General features: G+C 68.0%; 16 protein-coding genes. 9 read left to right on the forward strand and 7 right to left on the reverse strand.

All coding sequences use genetic code 11. The features are described from left to right. Positions 1-36 precede the first annotated feature (36 nt). From DBY63_RS05755 to DBY63_RS05765, 3 genes are read right to left on the reverse strand one after another with little or no spacing between them, the layout of a single operon-like run. Entirely contained in the window at positions 37-651 is a 615-nt protein-coding gene (locus tag DBY63_RS05755; protein WP_042137396.1) for a trimeric intracellular cation channel family protein, read from the reverse strand. A 16-nt stretch (positions 652-667) separates the two neighbouring features. Further along, complete coding sequence (orn, locus tag DBY63_RS05760) at positions 668-1,216, reverse strand: oligoribonuclease (protein WP_108581471.1); 549 nt, start codon at positions 1,214-1,216, stop codon at positions 668-670. Positions 1,217-1,266: 50 nt separating this feature from the next. Then, positions 1,267-2,037: a class I SAM-dependent methyltransferase gene (locus DBY63_RS05765; RefSeq protein ID WP_108581472.1), complete on the reverse strand. Its 771-nt coding sequence runs from the start codon at positions 2,035-2,037 to the stop codon at positions 1,267-1,269. 94 nt (positions 2,038-2,131) lie between these two features. Here DBY63_RS05765 and rsgA point away from each other — a divergent pair, with 94 nt between their 5' ends. Continuing rightward, positions 2,132-3,154, forward strand: coding sequence for a small ribosomal subunit biogenesis GTPase RsgA (rsgA, locus tag DBY63_RS05770; protein ID WP_007161170.1), 1,023 nt, complete (start codon positions 2,132-2,134; stop codon positions 3,152-3,154). 48 nt (positions 3,155-3,202) lie between these two features. Here rsgA and DBY63_RS05775 read toward each other — a convergent pair whose 3' ends face one another. From DBY63_RS05775 to motA, 3 genes are all read right to left on the reverse strand, one after another. Further along, positions 3,203-3,802 carry a nitroreductase family protein gene (locus DBY63_RS05775; protein ID WP_007161171.1) on the reverse strand — a complete coding sequence of 200 codons (600 nt, stop codon included), beginning with the start codon at positions 3,800-3,802 and terminating at the stop codon, positions 3,203-3,205. Between the two features lie 163 nt (positions 3,803-3,965). Continuing rightward, on the reverse strand, positions 3,966-5,126 hold the full coding sequence (locus DBY63_RS05780) for a flagellar motor protein MotB (protein WP_042137344.1): 1,161 nt from the start codon (positions 5,124-5,126) through the stop codon (positions 3,966-3,968). Then, a complete protein-coding gene (gene motA / locus DBY63_RS05785) occupies positions 5,126-5,977 on the reverse strand; it encodes a flagellar motor stator protein MotA (RefSeq protein ID WP_007161173.1) in 852 nt (283 codons plus the stop codon). Before motA ends, DBY63_RS05780 begins: the two co-directional genes overlap by 1 nt. A gap of 117 nt (positions 5,978-6,094) precedes the next feature. Between motA and DBY63_RS05790 the strand changes: the two genes are divergently transcribed. The 5 genes from DBY63_RS05790 (at position 6,095) to DBY63_RS05810 (ending at position 13,353) form a co-directional block, all read left to right on the forward strand. Further along, entirely contained in the window at positions 6,095-7,612 is a 1,518-nt protein-coding gene (locus DBY63_RS05790) for an HDOD domain-containing protein (protein ID WP_108581473.1), read from the forward strand. A gap of 59 nt (positions 7,613-7,671) precedes the next feature. Beyond that, positions 7,672-8,481 (forward strand): rhodanese-like domain-containing protein, encoded by an 810-nt coding sequence (locus DBY63_RS05795; protein ID WP_058791019.1) that lies wholly within the window; start codon positions 7,672-7,674, stop codon positions 8,479-8,481. Positions 8,482-8,497: 16 nt separating this feature from the next. Next, positions 8,498-9,406, forward strand: coding sequence for an archaetidylserine decarboxylase (gene asd, locus DBY63_RS05800; RefSeq protein ID WP_108581474.1), 909 nt, complete (start codon positions 8,498-8,500; stop codon positions 9,404-9,406). A 67-nt stretch (positions 9,407-9,473) separates the two neighbouring features. Continuing rightward, positions 9,474-11,234 carry a molecular chaperone gene (locus DBY63_RS05805; RefSeq protein WP_108581475.1) on the forward strand — a complete coding sequence of 587 codons (1,761 nt, stop codon included), beginning with the start codon at positions 9,474-9,476 and terminating at the stop codon, positions 11,232-11,234. A 40-nt stretch (positions 11,235-11,274) separates the two neighbouring features. Continuing rightward, positions 11,275-13,353, forward strand: coding sequence for an EAL domain-containing protein (locus DBY63_RS05810; protein ID WP_074584943.1), 2,079 nt, complete (start codon positions 11,275-11,277; stop codon positions 13,351-13,353). A gap of 27 nt (positions 13,354-13,380) precedes the next feature. On the opposite strand, the gene serB is transcribed toward DBY63_RS05810, so the two are convergent. Further along, a complete protein-coding gene (serB, locus tag DBY63_RS05815) occupies positions 13,381-14,535 on the reverse strand; it encodes a phosphoserine phosphatase SerB (RefSeq protein ID WP_108581476.1) in 1,155 nt (384 codons plus the stop codon). Positions 14,536-14,724: 189 nt separating this feature from the next. Here serB and DBY63_RS05820 point away from each other — a divergent pair, with 189 nt between their 5' ends. The 3 genes from DBY63_RS05820 (at position 14,725) to DBY63_RS05830 (ending at position 18,509) form a co-directional block, all read left to right on the forward strand. Continuing rightward, a complete protein-coding gene (locus DBY63_RS05820) occupies positions 14,725-16,218 on the forward strand; it encodes an AhpA/YtjB family protein (RefSeq protein WP_108581477.1) in 1,494 nt (497 codons plus the stop codon). A 21-nt stretch (positions 16,219-16,239) separates the two neighbouring features. Further along, a complete protein-coding gene (locus tag DBY63_RS05825) occupies positions 16,240-17,778 on the forward strand; it encodes a C13 family peptidase (protein WP_027598856.1) in 1,539 nt (512 codons plus the stop codon). Between the two features lie 89 nt (positions 17,779-17,867). Next, positions 17,868-18,509, forward strand: a complete 642-nt coding sequence (locus DBY63_RS05830) for an oxidoreductase (protein ID WP_108581478.1) — start codon at positions 17,868-17,870, stop codon at positions 18,507-18,509. The last annotated feature ends 284 nt before the right edge of the window (positions 18,510-18,793 follow it).

Below are 18,793 nucleotides of genomic sequence, written 5' to 3' on the forward strand. Positions count from 1 at the left end.
GCCTTTCAGCGCGATATCGCGCAAATCGTCACGGCCTTAGCCGTGGGGATCGTCCGGATAGGTGAAGGTCGGCATCTGCCAGTTGAATCTCAGCGCCAGCAGGCGCAGCAGCAGCCCCGCGGCCAGGGTGATGAGCAGTGCCTGCTCTTCGCCGAGCCACGGGCGGCAGAGCAGGTAGCAGCCGGCGGAGAGTACCGCCACGCTGGCATAGAGTTCGCGCCTGAGGATCAGGGGTACGTCGTTGCAGAGGATGTCGCGCAGGATGCCGCCGCAGGTGCCGGTCAGGGTGCCGCTGACGATGACGATGGCCGGACTCAGGCCCATTTCCAGGGCCACCTGGCAGCCGATCACGGTAAAGGCCACCAGGCCCAGGGCGTCGAGCACCAGGAACAACCGGCGCAGATAGCGCATGACCCGCGCGATGGCGACGGTGGCGAGGCCCGCGCCGACGGTGAGCGCGAGGTACTCCGGGTGCTTTACCCAACCCAGCGGATAGTGCCCCAGCAGCACATCACGCACTGATCCGCCGCCGAGGGCGGTGACGCTGGCGATCAGCGCCACGCCGAACAGGTCCATGCCGCGGCGCCCCGCGGACAGGGCGCCGGTCATGGCTTCGGCGGTGATGGCGACCAGGTAGAGGATGGACAGCAGCACGGACGGGTGGCCGTCAGACCTTGATGAAGTGCTCGCGGTAGTGACGCAGCTCGGCGATGGAATCGCGGATGTCGTCCAGCGCCAGGTGGCTGCCGCTCTTCTTCACGCCGTCGCGTACATGGGGCGCCCAGCGCGCGGCCAGTTCCTTGAGGGTGGAGACGTCCAGGTTGCGGTAGTGGAAGTAGGCTTCCAGCTCCGGCATGCGGCGATAGAGAAAGCGCCGATCCTGGCAGATGCTGTTGCCGCAGATCGGCGATTTGCCCTTGGGCACCCACAGCCGCAGGAACTCCAGGGTCAGGGCCTCGGCCTGGGCGGTGTCGACGGTGCTCTCGCGCACCCGCTGGGTCAGGCCCGAGCCGCCGTGCTGACGGGTATTCCACTCGTCCATGCCGGCCAGGATCTCGTCCGACTGGTGGATGGCCAGCACCGGACCCTCGGCCAGCACATTGAGATCGCTGTCGGTGACGATGGTGGCCATCTCGATGATCACGTCCCGATCCGGATCCAGGCCGGTCATTTCCAGGTCGATCCAGATCAGGTGCTGCGGATTGGGGGCGGTCATGGTGAACTCCTTGATGATGGCACCAGTGTAGCAGCGCGCCTGCTGCGCACCTACCGGTGCCAGAGCAGCAGCCGGCTGCCGCGCAGGTCCCCGACCTCCAGCACCCGATCCGCCGGCTGGCCGGGAATCTCGAAGGTGTTGCTGATCAGCCAGCTGCCGGCGCGCTGCTCCGTGCGGGCCTTGTCGCCCAGGCGCGGCATGGGCGCCGGCGAGAGAAAGCAGTAGACGACGTCGAACTCGCCCAGCTCCACCCGCCAAAGATCGCGATAGCGCACTTGGCAATTGCGCCGCGGCAGGCAGCGCAGCCAGGCCAGGGCGAAGCTCAGCGGCGCCGTCTCCACGCCGACGAAGGTGGCCTGCGGAAAGCGCCTGGAAAGATCGACCAGGGTATCGCCCAGGCCGCAGCCCAGGTCGACGAAGCTAAAGGTCGGCTCGCGCTCGGCGAGCAGTTCGGCCAGTCGCTCGCGGGTCTGGCGGCCGGTGAGATAGAGCGGTACCCGCTCGCGCAGGCTGTTCCAGTTCAGCAGCAGGAGCAGCAGGAAGCCGAGCGCGGCGATGCCCGCCGAGAGCCCGCGACCGCTGACCAGATAGAGCGCCGGGGCGAACAGCAGATTGATGAAGACCCACCAGCGGGCGAGTCCCAGCAACTCGCCGAGCAGGGCCGCCAGTACCGCCTGCAGGCAGACCAGCGCCAGCAGCGAGGGGCGCTGGCCGGCGAAGCTGGCCCACAGGCGGATGCCGACGACGGCGACCACCAGGGCGGCCAGTTGCACCAGCACGGCCAGCAACAGCGGATAGCGCGAGGCGAGATGGGCCAGCATGGGGGCTCCGGAGCGACGAGGTACGCCAAGTTTAGGTAATCCGCGAGGGGCGGCCAATGCTAGACTCAGCGGTCCTGAAACCCGCGGACATCCCATGGCCAAACGCCACCTGACCCGTCGCCAGAGCTGGCGGATCGAGAAAATCCAGACCGAACGCGCCGCCCGCGCGGAAAAGCGCGAATCCAAGCTGATCGACGAGCTCGAGGGCGGCGATCTGGGCCCGGAGCAACAGGGCTTGGTGATCGCCCACTTCGGCGTTCAGGTGGAGGTCGAGGATGACGACGGCCAGCTGCAGCGCTGTCACCTGCGTGCCAACCTGCCGACCCTGGTCACCGGCGACCGGGTGGTGTTTCGCGCCAGCCTCCAGGGCAATGGCGTCATCGTCGCCCAGCTGCCGCGCCGCTCGGAAATCTGCCGGCCGGACATGCGCGGCCTGCTCAAGCCGGTGGCGGCCAACGTCGACCGCCTGGTGATCGTCTTCGCCCCGCTGCCCACGCCCCACGCCAACCTCATCGACCGCTACCTGGTGGCCGCCGAGCACGCCGGCATCCAGCCGCTGCTGCTGCTCAACAAGGCCGACCTGATCGACGAGCACAACGGCCCGGCGCTGGACGACCTGCTGGGCATCTACCGCGAACTGGACTATCCGCTGCTGGAGGTCTCGGCCCACAACGGCCTGAGCATGGACCAGCTCAAGAGTGCCCTGGACGAGCACGTCAGTGTCTTCGTCGGTCAGTCCGGGGTGGGCAAGTCGTCGCTGGTGAATGCCCTGCTGCCGGGCGTCGATACCCGCGTCGGCCCGCTGTCCGAGCTGACCAACAAGGGCACCCACACCACTACCACCGCCCGGCTCTTCCACTTTCCCGACGGCGGCGACCTGATCGACTCGCCCGGCATCCGCGAATTCGGCCTCAGTCACGTCAGCCGTGATGATGTCGAAGCCGGCTTCAAGGAATTCGGCGACTACCTGGGCCACTGCCGTTTCCGCGACTGCAAGCACGAGCGGGAGCCCGGTTGCGCCCTGCTCGCCGCCTTGGAGCGCGGCGACATCCATCCGCAGCGGATGGCCAGTTACCGGCATATCCTGGCTAGCCTCGAAGGCGAGTCGCGCTACTAGGCAAAACGCCGGGCAAGCCCGGCGTTTTCTTATATCAGTCGACGACCATCAGCCAAAGACGCGGAAGCGCTCGGCATCGTCCATGAAGCCCTTCTCGGGGAAGTCGCCTTCGTTGGAGCCGAAGGGCATCTGGGCGCGCAGGTGCCAGGTCTCCGGCAGCTTCCACTCGGCGGCGGCCAGGGCGTCGGGCAGCGGATTGTAGTGCTGCAGGCTGGCGCCGATACCGGCATTGGCCAGGGCCGTCCACACCGAGAACTGGGCGATACCGCTGGCCTGCTCCGACCAGATCGGGAAGTTGTCGGCGTAGGCCGGATACTTGTCCTGCAGGCCGGCGACCACATGCCGATCCTCGTAGAACAGCACGGTGCCGGCGCCGGCCGCGAAGCTGTTGATCTTGCCTTCGGTGGCGGCGAAGGCGTCGGCCGGCACGATCTGCCGCAGCGCCTGCATGACGAAGCCCCAGAACTTGTCGCTCTCGGCGCCGAACAGGATCACCGCGCGCGAACTCTGCGAATTGAAGGCGGAGGGCGACAGCTTGACGGCCTCCTGGATCAGCGCGGTGACCTGGTCCTGGGCCAGCGGCAGATTCTTGCCCAGCGCGTACTGGCTGCGGCGGCGCTTGATGGTGTCGATAAAGGCGTTGCTCATCGGAAGGCTCCTGCAAGGGAATCGGAGATCGGGAGACCGCGCACGAGGGCGCAAGGTGCCCGATCCGTCATGAAACCCCTGCAGCTTAACCAGCCGTCTTCACGTCAACGGACGAAAAAACCGAACGCTAGCAGCGAATTTTCCTATCTATCAGCGCGACCGTTCAGGGCTTGCTCTGGATGACACCCGCATCGAAGGCATTGATCTGCTGCTTGAAGGCCGCGTTGTTGATGGGTTGCGCCAGGTTACCGGTGGCACTGACGCCACCGCTGGAGACCCCGCTCCGGCTCGCCGCCGGGGCGGCGCCGGCCGCGGGCTTGGGTGCCTGGTTGCCGCCGGCGCGTCCCTCGATGGCCTGCTGGGCCTTCTTGGTCAGCACGATGATGTCGATGCGGCGGTTGACCGGATTGAGCGGATGCTCGCGATCGAAGGGGGCCGAGGAGGCATAGCCGACGATCCGCGCCACCTGCTCTTCCGGATAGCCACCGGCGATCAGCGCCCGGCGTGCGGCGTTGGCGCGACCGGCGGACAGCTCCCAGTTGCTGAAGTCACCCTTGCCGTTGTAGCGCGCCGCATCGGTATGGCCGCTGATGCTGATCTTGTTCGGCACTTGGCGAATGGTGTCGGCCATGGCCAGCAGGATGTCCTCGAAATAGGACTTCAGCCGCGGACTGCCGGAGTCGAACATCGGCCGGTTCTCGGCATCGACGATCTGGATGCGCAGGCCGTCCTGGGTGATTTCCAGCAGGATCTGGTCCTTGAACTTCTGCAGTTCCGGATTCTGCTCGATCTTGTTCTGCAGCTCCTGCAGCAACAGCTCCAGGCGCTCCTTGTCGACCTGCTCGGCGATCTTTTCCGCCTGGCTGGCATCCATCTTCTGGGCCTGCTGGTTCTGATCCTTCTGCGCCGCCGCATTCGGCTGGCGATCCGGCGAACTGTCCGGCGACTGGGTCGGATCGGGCTGCACCCGGTTGGAGTCGTTGGGGTCGGCTCGCTCCTCCATGTCCGGGTTGACCTTGTTCTGGGTCGAATCCGGCTGGGCCTGGATCTCGGGATTCAGGGTGCGGTCGGGCGCCGGCGTCGGCGTGCCGCCCAGGTCGATGACATAGGGGCTGGCGCTTTCGGTGAAGCCGATCGGATCCTGGAAGTAGCCAGCGATGGCCTTCTTCTGCTCCGGGGTGGCCGAGGACATCAGCCAGAGCACCAGGAAGAACGCCATCATGGCGGTGGCGAAGTCGGCGAAGGCGATCTTCCAGGCGCCGCCGTGGTGGCCGGCGGCGCTCTTCTTGACGCGCTTGACGATGATCGGCTGGTTGTTGTCCATCAGCTGCCCCGCATCGCCTGCTCGAGTTCACTGAAGGACGGCCGGTGCGCCGGGAACAGCACCTTGCGACCGAATTCCACGGCGACGGTGGGCGGCATGCCGCTGGCAGCGGCGACCAGGCAGGCCTTGATGGCCTCCAGCACATTGAGTTCTTCCTTGGCGTCGTGCTCCAGGCAGGTCGCCAGCGGTCCGAAGAAGCCGTAGGCCGCGAGAATACCGAGAAAGGTCCCCACCAGGGCCGCACCCACGTGGCCACCGATGGCCGCCTGGTCGCCCTCGCCGAGCATGCCCATGGTGATCACGATGCCCAGTACCGCGGCGACGATGCCGAAGCCGGGCAGGCCGTCAGCGACCCGCGATACCGCGTGGGACGGATGCTCCAGCTCTTCCTTGATGCCGGCCAGTTCCATGTCGAACAGGCCTTCCAGCTCGTGGGGGGCCATGTTGCCGGAGGACATCAGTCGCAGGTAGTCGGCGACGTAGGCAGTCATCCGCTCATCCTTGAGGATGTTCGGGTACTTGCTGAAGATCGGACTGGCCTTGGGGTCCTCGACGTCCGCCTCGATGGACATCATGCCCTCGCGCCGGCTCTTGTTGAGGATCTCGTAGAGCAGCTTCAGCACGTCCAGGTAGAAGGCGTGGGTGAAGCGATTGCCAAACATCTTCAGCGACTTCTTGAACACCTGCATGAAGGTGCTGCCCGGGTTGGCCTGCAGGAAGGCCCCCAGGGCGGCACCGCCGATGATCAGGACCTCGAGCGGCTGGATGATCGCAGCGATCTTGCCATGCGCGAGGATGTAGCCGCCGAGGACAGACGCGAATATCACGATGATGCCGATGATTTTTGCCATGGTTGGGAATACTGTGTGCTAAGGAAAATTGAGCCGGGGAATCACCCTCACGCCCCCTTTATCGGACCCGGCGCCCCGGACTGAAGGCCTTTCATCAAATTTCAAGGCGACCGTCGTATGTCCAGCCGCCCGAACACTGTCGAAGACTGGGTCAAACACCTGGAAGGCGTGCGCCTGCCGGTGGCCACCGCCACCGCGGAGCGTCTGCGCCGCGCCCTGGCCGATGGCCGTCTGGCGTTGCATGAGATCGCCGAACGGCTCTGCGAGTCACCCCCCCTGGCGCTGGCCCTGCTGCGCGAGGCCAATCGCGGCCATGCCAGCCTCGGCGATCCGGCCGCCAGTCTGGAAGCCGTGCTCGGCCGTGTCGGTCTCGGCCCGGCGGAGTACCTGATCGCCCGCCAGCCGACCCTGCCCGAGGAACGCCTGCCGCGTCCGCTGCGGCAGCTGTGCCTGGTCAGCCAGCACGCCATGACCCTGGGGCTGGGCCTGTTCGGCGTGCCCCTGGCGCGGCTGTGGCCGGACATCCGTCTGGCCGCCCTGCTCTTTCTGGCGCCGCTCTGGCCGCTGGCGACCCGCTATCCGGAACTCTTCGAGGAATGGGAGCGACGGGTGCTGGGCGAAGGCGAACCGGCGATAAAGGTCGAGCGCGAGCTGCTCGGCGTGCCGGCGATCCGTCTGTGCCAGGCACTGGCTCGCCACTGGCAGCTGCCCGAGTGGATCGTCGAAGGCTATCGGCTGCTGGACCAGGATCGCCGGCAACTGGTCAGGGCGCTGCACATCGCCCATGGCGACGATCCTCTCGAACAGCAGCAGCGTCTCGACGACGACCCCACTCTGCGGCGCTGGCTGACCCATCCCGGCAACACCATCCTCCTGGCCAACGGTCTGGCCTTGGCCAGCCACCATGCCTGGGACGGTCCCCACACCCTGCGCTGGCAACGTTTCAGCGCCCTCTACCTGCAACTGCCACTGGCACGGGTGCAGAGTCGCAGCCACGAACTGGCGGTGCAGGACGCCCAGCGCCATGCCCGGCCCGGCCTCTGGCACCCGGCCGAAGGCCTGGTCTGGCCGCCGGGCGAACGGCGCCTCAAGCCGGTGCCCCGGGTCCAGGTCGCCAGCGAGAGTCAGGCGCAGCGCTGGCGCGGACTCTGCGAGCAGTTGCTGCACACGCCCAGCGCCTTCGCCACCCTGCCCCAGCTGTTCGATTGCGCCCGCCAGGCGCTGGTGGCCTGCGGCCTGCCGCGGCTGCTGCTGCTGACTCCGGATCGCAACGGCCAGAAGGGCAATGTCCAGCTGCACCATGGCCTGGACGACGCCCCCGGCCTGCAACTGGACATCGCCAGCCATCCGCTGCTGGCCAAGCTGTTCGGCAGCCCCGGCCAGTTGCGCATCGATGACGGCAACCGCGCGCGTTTCGCGCCGCACCTGCCCGCCGATCTGCGCCGGCTGTTCAGCAACGAACGGCTCTGGCTGCGCAGTCTGGGCTTTGGCGAGCGGGTGGTGCTGCTGGCGATCCTGGACAGCGAACTGCAGCCGGCGGATCCCCGTCGGACCGCGGCGCTGGACAAGACCTTCACCTGCATCGAGCGCGCCATCGGCACCTTCGCCAATCGTCCGCGGGTACGACCGACCTGACGCTGGCCGGTCAACCTCGGTACACTTCACCTTTGCTACGGACCGACGGGAAATCCGCGATGCCCTTTTCCGCCCTGCCCCTGGTGATCGAACCGGCCGATCTCGCGGCGCGCCTGGATGCGCCCGAACTCATCCTGGTGGATCTCTGCAGCGCCGCCCACTATGCCGAGGGCCATCTGCCCGGCGCGCGCCATGTCGCGCCCGCCCGCACCCAGCTGGGCAGCAAGCCGGCGCCCGGCCTGCTGCCGGCCCAGGCGGACCTGGAGCAGCTGTTCGGCGAACTGGGCCAGCGCGACGAAGCCGTCTACGTGGTCTATGACGACGAAGGCGGCGGTTGGGCCGGACGCTTCATCTGGCTGCTCGATGTCATCGGGCACGGCCACTATCACTACCTCAACGGCGGCCGCCAGGGCTGGATCGCCGCCGGCCTGCCGCTGAGCACCGAGGTACCCGCGCCGGCCGGAGCACCGGTCGCCCTGACCCTGCACGAGGAGCCCACCGCCAGCCGCGCCTATCTGCAGAGCCGGCTGGGCGCCGAGGACCTGGCCATCTGGGACGCCCGCGGCGCCGACGAATACCGCGGCGAAAAGGTGCTGACCGCTCGTGGTGGCCATATTCCCGGGGCGATCAACTTCGAGTGGACCGCCGGCATGGATCGCGAGCGCCAACTGCGCATCCGCGAGGACCTGGGCGCCGAACTCGAACGCCTGGGCATCACCCGCGACAAGGAAATCATCACCCACTGCCAGACCCATCACCGATCCGGCTTCACCTACCTCGCGGCCAAGGCCCTGGGCTATCCGCGGGTCAAAGCCTATGCCGGCTCCTGGGGCGAATGGGGCAACCACCCCGACACCCCCATCGAATGACTGCCAAGGACCTCCCATGAAACTGCAAGACCGACTGTTCATCCTCGCCCAGCACCTGCTGCCGCACCATCTGCTGTCGCGGGTGATCGGCGGCTTCGCCGAGTGCCGGGCGCCCTGGTTCAAGAATCTGCTGACCCGCTGGTTCGTCCGTCACTATGACGTCGACATGCGCCAGGCCCAGGTGGAAAACCCCACCGCCTACGAGAACTTCAACGCCTTCTTCACCCGCGCCCTCAAGCCCGGCGCCCGCCCGCTGCCGGCCGAAGCCGGTGTGGTGGTGAGCCCGAGCGACGGCGCCATCAGCCAGCTCGGTCGCATCGAGCACGGCCGCATCTTCCAGGCCAAGGGCCACAGCTACAGCCTGCTGGAGCTGCTCGGCGGCGATGGCCTGCGCGCCGCGCCCTTCATGGGCGGTCATTTCGCCACCATCTACCTGTCGCCCAAGGACTACCACCGGGTGCACATGCCGCTCACCGGCACCTTGAAGGAGATGGTCTATGTGCCCGGCCGCATCTTTTCGGTCAACCAGCTCACCGCCGAGAACGTGCCCGAACTGTTCGCCCGCAACGAGCGGGTGGTCTGCATCTTCGATACCGCCGTGGGCCCCATGGCGGTCATCCTGGTCGGCGCCATGATCGTCGCCAGCATCGAGACGGTCTGGGCCGGCCTGGTCACGCCGCCCAAGCGCGAACTCAAGAGCTTTGCCTACGACGAGGCCGCCCGCGCGCCCATCACCCTGCGTACCGGCGACGAGCTGGGGCGCTTCAAGCTGGGCTCCACCGCCATCGTGCTGTTCGGCCCGGACGCGGTGAACTGGTCCGCTGAACTCGGCGCGCTGTCCACCGTCAACATGGGGCAACTGCTGGGGGTTCCGACCACGCCGGCCCCCTTGACCACCGTTTCCGAGCCAGGGCCTCTCGCCTAGATGCGCGGTTCATTGCCCATCGAACCAGGAGTGTGCGCGGCGAATGGATAGCAAAAGGCCACAGCTCATGTTGCGGGTACCGACGCCCGATCAGCGCAGCCTGACGTTTTGTGACGCCACCCCGGCCGGCCTCAAGCGCTGGCTGGAGCAATTGCCACGGGCCAAGCTGGGCGAATTCGCCCGACTGCTCTATCAGGGCCTGCTGGAACTCAACCGGCTGATCCTGACGCCGGAAGCGCGCCTGCGCCTGCTCGAAGCCCTGCGCCCGGACGTGCAGCGGGTCTGCCAGCAGCTCGAGCGTCATGTGCTCAACCAGGCCATCGTGCTCGACGAACGCTCGCGCAAGGTGGCCAATCTCTGCCAGGCCCTGCAGAACCTGCTGGCCGCCGGCTACAAGCTGATCGTGGTCGAGGAAAGCGAGCGCGGCGAACGCAGCACCCTGCTGGCCACCGCCATCCAGCGCGCCCTGCGCGCGCTGCTCGGGCCGCTGATCCGCGCCGCCCAGCTCTATACCCCGGTGCACGACAACCTCTGGCTGGAGCTGCACCAGCTCTATCGGCTGGCAGTGACCACTGGCCTGCACAACCAGAAGATTCGCGACGAACTGCTGCCCGGCGACGGCAGCCAGACCATCACCCAGGCCTATGGCGCCGCCCTGCTATTTGGCGCTGCGCGCTGCAACCAGCTGCGCCAGAGCCATATCGCCCAGCTGACGCTGCACCTGGACGACTGGGCCAGCCTGATCCGCCTGCAAGGGCCCGAACAGAACGGCACCCTGATGGTGGTGGCGCCGCAGATCGACGCCCCGCCGCGTTATCGTTCGCTGTTGCGTGAAGCCAATCTCAACGGTCTGCTCGGTCTTGCGCCGCAACAACTGGTGCAGGCCATCGAGGACTACTTGGCGCTGGCGCCGGAGCAACGCCCGCGGGCGCGCCTGCCGGTGCACGGCGACCTGTCCCTGGATCTGCTGCAGCACCTGGTCGGCGCCTGGGGCCAGGAGGCGGACCGCGCCTTCCAGCGCATGCCCGGCCAGGGCCAGGTGCAGGTCTGCATCGGCATGAGCGCCCTGCACTACCAGCTCGCGGGGGGGCAGGTGTTCGCCGACACCCTGCGCCTATCGGCGCAGGCCGTGCCGGACGCCTTTGCGCCCAAGCCCAAGGAAGACGTCTGGTCGCTGGCCTTCGATGCCGATACCCGCGCACCCGACGCCTTGGACTGGAGCGCCGAGTCCCTGGAAGAAATCCATTACGACGTCCTGCCCGGCGACGGCGAGGCGGCCAGTCCGGCCTTTCCGATCCATGCGGTGCAGGTGGTCAATCACAGTCCGGGCGGCTATTGCCTGAGCTGGAGCGGCGAGGTCCCCGAGCAGCTGCAGGCCGGCGAACTGCTCGGCGTGCGCCTGCCCGAGGATCACAACTGGGGCCCGGCGGTGGTGCGCTGGGTACGCCAGGTGCCCGGCAGCGGAACCCACATGGGCGTCGAACTGCTGGCCCCCACCGCACGGCCCTGCGGGCTGCAGCTGCTGCGCAAGGCCGAGCAGAACAGTCAGTACCTGCGTGCCCTGCTGCTGCCGGAGATCAAGGCCATCGACCAGGCGCCGACCCTGATCGCGCCGCGACTACCCTTTCAGGAGGGCAGCAAGGTGCAGATCAATCAGCAGGGCAACGAGCAGCGCGGCATGCTCGACCGGCGTCGCAGCATGACGGTCAGCTTCAGCGTCTTCGAATATCACCTGCTGGAACAGAGCGGCGCTCAGCCCAGCGGCGGCCCTGCCGGCGGTGGCGCCCGGCAGGAAGAAGACTTTGACTCGCTGTGGAAGTCTCTGTAGCTTCGATAAATCATCGTTATCGCCAGGGCGCGAATAGACCATGGCCGCCGAACACAGTGCGATCCGCCTGTTACTGCTCGAAGCATCGCAGAACGAGGCGGAACGCCTGGTCAGTCTGTTCCGCAACGCCGGACGGGCGACGCGGGCCCAGCGTCTGGCCGACCCTGCAGGTCTCGACGAACTGCTGTCCCAGTCCTGGGACCTCGCCATCCTCGCCCCGCCCTCGCCTGAACTCGACAGCCTGAGCGCGCTGCGCCAGTTGCGTCGCCGCGTCCCCCAACTCGCCGTCATCCAGCGGGTGCCACCGGACGATCCCGCAGCGGTGCTCGACGCCCTGCGCCTGGGCGCCCGCGATGGCATCGCCAGCGACAACGACGAGCACCTGCTGCTGGCCAGTCTGCGCGAACTCGGCAACCTGGCCGAGCGCCACGAACGCCGGCGCCTGGAGCAGGCCCTGGCCGAGGCCGAACAGCGCTGCCAGCTGCTGCTGGCCAACGCCGTGGAGGCGGTCGCCTATGTCCACGACGGCCTGCATATCCACGTCAACTCGGCCTATGTGGAGCTGCTGGGCTATCCGTCCGCGGAAGACCTGGAGATCACGCCGCTGATGGATCTCATCGCCGCCGCCGACCAGCCGGCGCTGCGCGAAGCCTTCCGCCAGTTGCGCGACGACCCCAGCCCCCGCGAACTGGACTGCCGGTGCGTCCGCCAGGACGGCAGCACCCTCGGCGTGCGCCTGCGCCTGACGCCGGCCATCTACCTCGATGAACCCTGCGTGCAGCTGCACCTGCGCGAGGAACGCGCGGCTCCGGCCGCCGAGGCCCTCGAGGAACAGCTGCGCGAGGTGCGCTTCCAGGACACCCTCACCGGTCTGCTCAATCGCAGCCGCATGCTCGAACTGCTCGAAGACGCCCTGGAGCGCGCCCGACTCGGCGCGCCGGCCAGCTTCGCCTACCTGAGCATCGATCGCTATCCGACCCTGCTGGCGGAGCTGGGCATAGGCGCCATGGACGAGTTGCTGGTGGCCCTGGCCGAGCGCCTGCGCGAGCACTTCGGCACCCTGGTGACCCTCTCGCGCTTCGCCGATGACGCCTTTACCGCCCTCCTGCCACAGGCGGCCGACGCCAGCCTGGACAGCGCCTTCGAGCGCCTGCTCGGTCGTCAGGAGCGGCAGCCGCTGACCCTGGCCGGGCGCACCCTGGCGATCAGCTATTCCATCGGCGTGGTCAGCCTGGACAACCACACCAAGAGCGCCGGTGATCTGGTGGACCGGGCGCACCGCTCCGCGCGCCAGGTCGCCCAGCGCGGCGGCAACGCCTGCAAACGCTACGATCCCCAGGAAGAGCTGGCCGCCGCCGCCAATCGCGGCAATCTGGTGGCCATGGTCAAGCAGGCCCTGCAGCAGAACGGCTTCCGCCTGCTGTTCCAGCCGGTGATCGGCCTGCGCGGCAGCAGCCACGAGTACTACGAGGCGCTGCTGCGGCTGGTCAATCCCCAGGGCGAAGAGGTCTCACCGGCCGAATTCGCCCGCACCGCCCGCGACAGCGGCCTGAGCGGCCAGATCGATCGCTGGGTGATCCAGCAGGCGGTGCGCCAGCTGGGCGAACACCGCGCCCGCGGCCACGGTACCCGCATCTTCGTGCACCTCTCGGGCGCGACCCTGGGCGATCTGGAGTTGCTGCCCTGGCTGCGGGAAACCCTGCAGGGGCAACAGCTGGACGCCGAGGCGGTGATCTTCCAGCTCAGCGAAGAAGACCTGCTGGCCCAGCCGGAGCAGGCCCTGGCCATGGCGCAGCGCCTGCGCCGCCAGGGTCATCCGGTCACCCTGAGCGGCTTTGCCGCCGGCGATCCGCCCCTGGCGGCGCTGCGGCTGCTGGTACCGGATTACGTCAAGCTGTCGGGCAAGCTGATCAAGGATCTGGGACAGCCGGAGCACCAGGAGCGGCTCAAGGCCATGGTCGCCGAGTTGAGCGCCCAGAACGTCCAGACCATCGCGCCCTTCGTCGAGAGCGCCAGCGTGCTGGCCCAGCTCTGGCAGGTCGGGGTGCACTTCATCCAGGGCTACTACCTGCAGGAGCCCAGTCAGGCGATGGACTACGAATTCCACCCCGAGCACTAGGGCTCGGGGTGGCCGTCGAACGCGACCTCAGCCGCGGGTAAGCCGGTCTTCCACGCCGAGCAGATAGAGCACGCCATCCAGGCCCAGCACGCTCACCGACTGGCGCGCGGACTGGCGCACCAGCGGCTTGGCGCGAAAGGCCACGCCCAGCCCGGCCAGGGCCAGCATCGGCAGGTCGTTGGCGCCGTCGCCCACGGCGATGGTCTGCTCCAGCGTCAGGCCTTCACGGCTGGCCAGTTCCTGCAGCAGGTCGGCCTTGCGCTGGGCATCGACGATGGGCTCGACGGCGCGGCCGGTCAGCTTGCCGTCGACGATCTCCAGTTCGTTGGCATAGACGTAGTCGATGCCCAGCCGCGCCTGCACCTGACGGGCGAAATAGGTAAAGCCGCCGGAAAGGATGGCGGTCTTGTAGCCCAGCCGCTTCAACTCGGCGAACAGCCGCTCGGCGCCCTCGGTCAGGCGCAGGCCGGCACCGATGTCTTCCAGTACCTCTTCGGACAGGCCCTGCAGCAGCGCCATGCGCTCGGTGAAGCTGGCACGGAAGTCGATCTCGCCACGCATGGCGCGCTCGGTGATGGCCGCCACCCGCTCGCCGATGCCGGCGGCCTTGGCCAGTTCATCGATGACCTCGGCCTGGATCAGGGTGCTGTCCATGTCGAACACCGCCAGGCGGCGATGCTGCCGCTGCAGATCGTCAGGTTGCCAGCCGATGTCGGCCTGGCCTTCCTGGGCCAGCGCCAGCAGCCCCGCGCGCAGCGCCTGGGGCTCGTGCGGCTCGCCGGTGACGCGCAGCTCCAGGGCGGCGCGCGTGGTCGCGCCCGGCTCGCTCAGGGCGCGGATGGCATGGATGTTCAGGCCCTGCTCGCGGCACAGCGCGGCCAGGCGGGTCAGCGGCAGATCGGCCAGGGTACGACCCATCAGCGTCAGGACATGGGCTTCGCCGGTTTCCGGCGCCGGCTGCGCCAGGGGCGCCACCTGCAGGCCCAGGGCCTGCAGCGCCTGCTGCAACGCGGCGCCAGCACTTGCCGGGCTGACCAGCAGGGTCACGGCGGCACTGTTGTCCAGCCCCTGCTGCTGCAGCGATTCCAGCCGGGCACCGGCCGCGGCCAGGGCGCCGGTGAGAGCAGCCAACCAGTCGGCGGGCAGGATGCCCACGGCCTGGAGTCCGATAACGTCTTGCATGGCGATCCCCTCGCGGAAAAGCGCGCAGTCTACCCTTTCGCCCCGACGGTGCCGAGCCATGGGCACCGGCTGGCGGCGGGAGTCCACCGCCGGCCTCTTTTGCGGGCGAAGCCCTGCATTCGCCGTTTTCGCACCCCTGGCGCGCTGGTTATACTGGCCGCACATTTTTTGTCCAAAGAAACGATTTCTGTGACCCGCCCCGCGACCGTCAAGCCCGATAATTTCTTCCTGCTGATCTACCGAGCCCTGCGCCAGCGTCGTGTGCCGGTGGCCTTGCGCATCGTTTCCCACAGCCTGCTGCTGGTGGCGGCCGCCCTGGTGATCTATGCCGGCATCATGAGCATGCAGTTTCGCCATGCCATGCAGCAGCAGGCCGACGCCGTCGGCCAGAGCCTGGTGACCCAGACGGCCAACTCCGCCGCCGAATTGCTGGTGGCCAACGACAACCTCAGCCTCAATGTGCTGCTGAGCAACCTGGCGCGCAATCCGCTGGTGGCCCATGCCGCGGTCTACAGTCCGGACAACCGGGTGCTGGCCGAATCCGGCACGCGCCCGAGCCAGGGCCTGCTGACCGCTACCGACGGCATCTACAGCACGCCGATCCGCTTTCAGGACGTCACCGCCGGCCAGGTGCGCCTGGCGCTGGACATGGACCAGTTCCAGCAGCCGATGATGATCAGCCTGCAGAACATGGGACTGCTGGGCCTCATCCTGTTGGCCCTGACGCTGATCCTCAGCCTGCGCCTCGGGCGCCAGCTGTCGACGCCGCTGCTGGAGCTGCGCGTCTGGCTGCGCGATCCCGATGACCCCGCACCGGGCGCCGGTCGCCTCGACGAACTGGGCGACCTGGCTCGTCAGCTGCAGAGCCGCCTGGTACCGCCCAAGCCGCCCAAGGCGGAAGTGGCCGACGAAGACGACGATCCCTTCGCCGACGAGCAGGGCGGCCTGAGCGTCAAGCCGCCTGCGCGCAAGGCCGCCGTCAAACCGGCCGCGCGCAAGGCGCCCGTGGCGGACGCCGACAGCGAGCTGGACGCCGACGCCTTCGCCGAGCTGGTACCGGACTCCTTCACCGAGCCGCCGCCCACGCCCGCTCCGGTGGTGCCCACCGAACCCGATATCGTCACCTCCGCGGTGCTGGCCATTCAGCTCGGCGCCCAGGACCAGCTCAGCCGGCTGCCGCGCAGCCGCCTCGAACAGCTGCTGGAGCGCTATCGCGACTGCCTGCAGCAGGCCACCGAGCTCTATGACGGCGAACTCCACACCCTCAAGGACGGGGGCAGCCTGATCCTCTTCCACGAGCGCAGCGACGACGACGACTACCTGACCCGCGCGCTGTGCTGCGGCGAGATCATGCGTGCCCTGGGTCATGCGCTGCAGGTGGAAGTGGTTGGCAGCGGTGCAACCCTGCAGCTGCAACTGGGTCTGACGCAGGGCGAACGCCTCGCCGGCCTGGAGCTTGCCCAATTGCTGGAAAACACCACCGTGCGCAATGCCCAGGCGCTGAGTCGCCACAGTCGCAACCTGTTGCTGGTCGAGCAGAGCATCGCCGAGGACGAGCTGCTGCGTAAACGCGCCCGTATCCGCACCATCGCCAGCCCCGCCGGGGCCAGTTGCGTGGAACGTCTCCTGGAACCCTACTCCGCGACGCTGGAGCGTCATCTGGTCCGGCTCGAGGCGCGTTAAAGCGCCCACCCGACCCCACCTATGAGCGCCCTCCTGCCCCGTCTCGCCCTCGTTGCGCTGTTGCTGGCGGCCTGCGCTGCCCAGGCGGCGCCCAACGCGAGCAGCGTGCGACTGCCCGATGGCGGGGTCTATACCGGCGAGATCGTCAGCGGTCTGCTCAACGGCAGCGGGCGCATCGAGTGGCCCAACGGCAACTGGCTCAAGGGCCGCTTCAAGGACGGCCTGGCCGAGGGCCCCGGCGAACAGCAATTCGCCGACGGCACCTACTACCAGGGCACCTTTCGCCGCGGTCTCTACCATGGCCAGGGCAATCTGATCAGCAGCAGCGGGTGGGAGTACCACGGCAGCTTCGTCAATGGCCGCATGCAGGGCCAGGGCTCCAAGCTCGACAGCGACGGCACCCAGACCATCGGCACCTTCAACGACGGCCACCTCAATGGCGTCGGCCAGTGGCAGGAGCCGGGCGGCGATCGCTATGACGGCGAATTCGTCGACGACCAGTTCGAAGGCGCCGGCGTCTATCGCAGCGCCGGTGGCGATCTCTGGCGCGGGCGCTTCAGTGGCGGCGAGCTGACCGGCAACGGCGAATTCGTCGGCAGCGACAGCAGCCAGTACCGCGGCGCCTTCCGCAACTGGAAATTCGATGGCCAGGGCGTGCTCACCAACAGCGACGGCAGCGTCTATCGCGGCAACTTCGCCGATGGCGTCTATGCCGGCATGGGCGTCCTGACCCGCGCCGACGGCCAGGTAGAACGGGGCCTCTGGGAAGGCGGCAAGCGCATCCGTGACGATCAGGGCCAGTACATCGCCGATCCCCTGGAGCGCGCCCTGCTCGATCAGGGCAAGGTGCTCGACCAGGAATTGCAGCAGATCCCCGCCTCCACCCCCGCCACCGAACTCTATGGCCTGGTCCTGGCCGGTGACGGTGGCCAGGGCGTGTTCCAGCGCGAGGCCAACTATGTGGCCAACTTCCTGACCACCACCTGGGGCGCCCGCGACGTCGTCCACCTGATCAACGCCAAGGACATCCGCAGCGACCATCCGCTGGCCACCCGCGAGAATCTCTACCAGAGCCTGCAGGCGCTGGCCCAGCGCACCGGTCCGGAAGACCTGATCCTCATCTACCTGACCAGCCACGGCTCGGCCGACCATCAGCTGGTGCTCTCCCAGCCGGGCTTGGATCTCTCCAGCCTGCCGGCAGCGGAGCTCGGCCGCCTGCTCGCGCCGCTGCGCGGACGCGACAAGCTGATCATCGTCTCCAGCTGCTACAGCGGCGGCTTCATCCCGCAACTGCAGGACGACCATACCCTGGTGATGACCGCCTCCAAGGCCGATCGCACCTCCTTCGGTTGCACCGACGAAGCCGATTTCACCTACTTCGGCCGCGCCCTGTTCGCCGAGGCCTTCCAGCACACCGACGATCCCGAGCAGGCCTTCCAGCGCGCCCGCGACACCGTGTCGGTGCGCGAGAAGACCGAAGGCTTCGACCCGTCCGAGCCGCAGCTCTGGGCGCCGCCGGCCGTGCTGCAGAAGTGGCGCGCCTGGCGCGCGGGTCGCTGAGAACTGCCTTTGCCTTGGGGCTTTGACGAACAACCGGAACGCCTGAGGTCCAACCTGACATCAGCGGTCGCCGCTACAAGGAGAGCCCCGTGTACCTGACGCCTCAGCATGCCCTCATCGCCGGCGCCACTGGCCTGACCGGCGAACACCTGCTCGACCGCCTCCTCAACGAGCCGACGGTCCCCCGGGTGCTGGCGCCGACCCGTCGCCCGCTGGCGGAACACGCCCGGCTGGACAATCCGGTGGGTGACCTCAACAGCCTGCTGCCGACCCTGGAAGGCCCGCTGGACGTGGCCTTCTGCTGCCTGGGCACCACCATGAAGCAGGCCGGCTCCGAAGCCGCCTTTCGCGCCGTGGACTATGGCCTGCCCCTGGCGGTCGGCCAGCGCGCCCTGGAACTGGGCGCCCGCCACTACATCGTGGTCAGCGCCATCGGCGCCGACTCTCAGTCCTCGATCTTATACAACAAGGTCAAGGGCGAACTGGAAGAAGCCCTGCGCGCCCAGGGCTGGACGCAACTGACCCTGGCGCGACCGTCGCTGCTGATCGGCCAGCGCCAGGAAGAACGCCTGGGCGAGCGCCTGGCCGCCCCCTTGTCGCAATGGCTGCCCGGCAAGTGGCACGGCATCGAAGCCGCCGTGCTGGCCCGCGCGCTATGGCGCCTGGCCTTGGAAGAAGGCAAGGGCGTGCGCGTGGTGGAATCGGACGAATTGCGCAAGCTGGGGCGATAGAGGCGTAGAGCCAGGGGCGGGGTTGCCGCCCTCGCGGTCATGCGATCCGCCGATGCGGCCACTCCCCGCTCGGACAGCTCCCTCTCCCTCCGGGAGAGGGTTGGGGTGAGGGCGCGCCTCACGACGAATTCACCCGCGGAAAAGGCTGCGCCGTTTCCCACGCTACGGAGCCTGCACGCGCTCGGATAAGCCCCCTCTCCCTCTGGGAGAGGGCTGGGGTGAGGGCGCGCTTCACGACGAACTCACCAGCGGAAAAGGCTGCGCCGTTTTCCACACTACCGAGC

Origin of the sequence: Pseudomonas sp. RIT411, from assembly GCF_003057735.2 — a bacterium.
GTDB classification, from domain to species: domain Bacteria; phylum Pseudomonadota; class Gammaproteobacteria; order Pseudomonadales; family Pseudomonadaceae; genus Chryseomonas; species Chryseomonas oryzihabitans.

Excerpts from the sequence above, each read along its gene's own strand:
- DBY63_RS05805 (WP_108581475.1), top strand. The coding sequence starts at position 9,474 with ATGTTGCGGGTACCGACGCCCGATCAGCGCAGCCTGACGTTTTGTGAC.
- serB (WP_108581476.1), bottom strand. The coding sequence starts at position 14,535 with ATGCAAGACGTTATCGGACTCCAGGCCGTGGGCATCCTGCCCGCCGAC.
- DBY63_RS05795 (WP_058791019.1), top strand. The coding sequence starts at position 7,672 with ATGCCCTTTTCCGCCCTGCCCCTGGTGATCGAACCGGCCGATCTCGCG.
- motA (WP_007161173.1), bottom strand. The coding sequence starts at position 5,977 with ATGGCAAAAATCATCGGCATCATCGTGATATTCGCGTCTGTCCTCGGC.
- DBY63_RS05810 (WP_074584943.1), top strand. The coding sequence starts at position 11,275 with ATGGCCGCCGAACACAGTGCGATCCGCCTGTTACTGCTCGAAGCATCG.
- DBY63_RS05775 (WP_007161171.1), bottom strand. The coding sequence starts at position 3,802 with ATGAGCAACGCCTTTATCGACACCATCAAGCGCCGCCGCAGCCAGTAC.
- DBY63_RS05780 (WP_042137344.1), bottom strand. The coding sequence starts at position 5,126 with ATGGACAACAACCAGCCGATCATCGTCAAGCGCGTCAAGAAGAGCGCC.
- DBY63_RS05765 (WP_108581472.1), bottom strand. The coding sequence starts at position 2,037 with ATGCTGGCCCATCTCGCCTCGCGCTATCCGCTGTTGCTGGCCGTGCTG.
- rsgA (WP_007161170.1), top strand. The coding sequence starts at position 2,132 with ATGGCCAAACGCCACCTGACCCGTCGCCAGAGCTGGCGGATCGAGAAA.
- orn (WP_108581471.1), bottom strand. The coding sequence starts at position 1,216 with ATGACCGCCCCCAATCCGCAGCACCTGATCTGGATCGACCTGGAAATG.
- DBY63_RS05790 (WP_108581473.1), top strand. The coding sequence starts at position 6,095 with ATGTCCAGCCGCCCGAACACTGTCGAAGACTGGGTCAAACACCTGGAA.
- DBY63_RS05825 (WP_027598856.1), top strand. The coding sequence starts at position 16,240 with ATGAGCGCCCTCCTGCCCCGTCTCGCCCTCGTTGCGCTGTTGCTGGCG.
- asd (WP_108581474.1), top strand. The coding sequence starts at position 8,498 with ATGAAACTGCAAGACCGACTGTTCATCCTCGCCCAGCACCTGCTGCCG.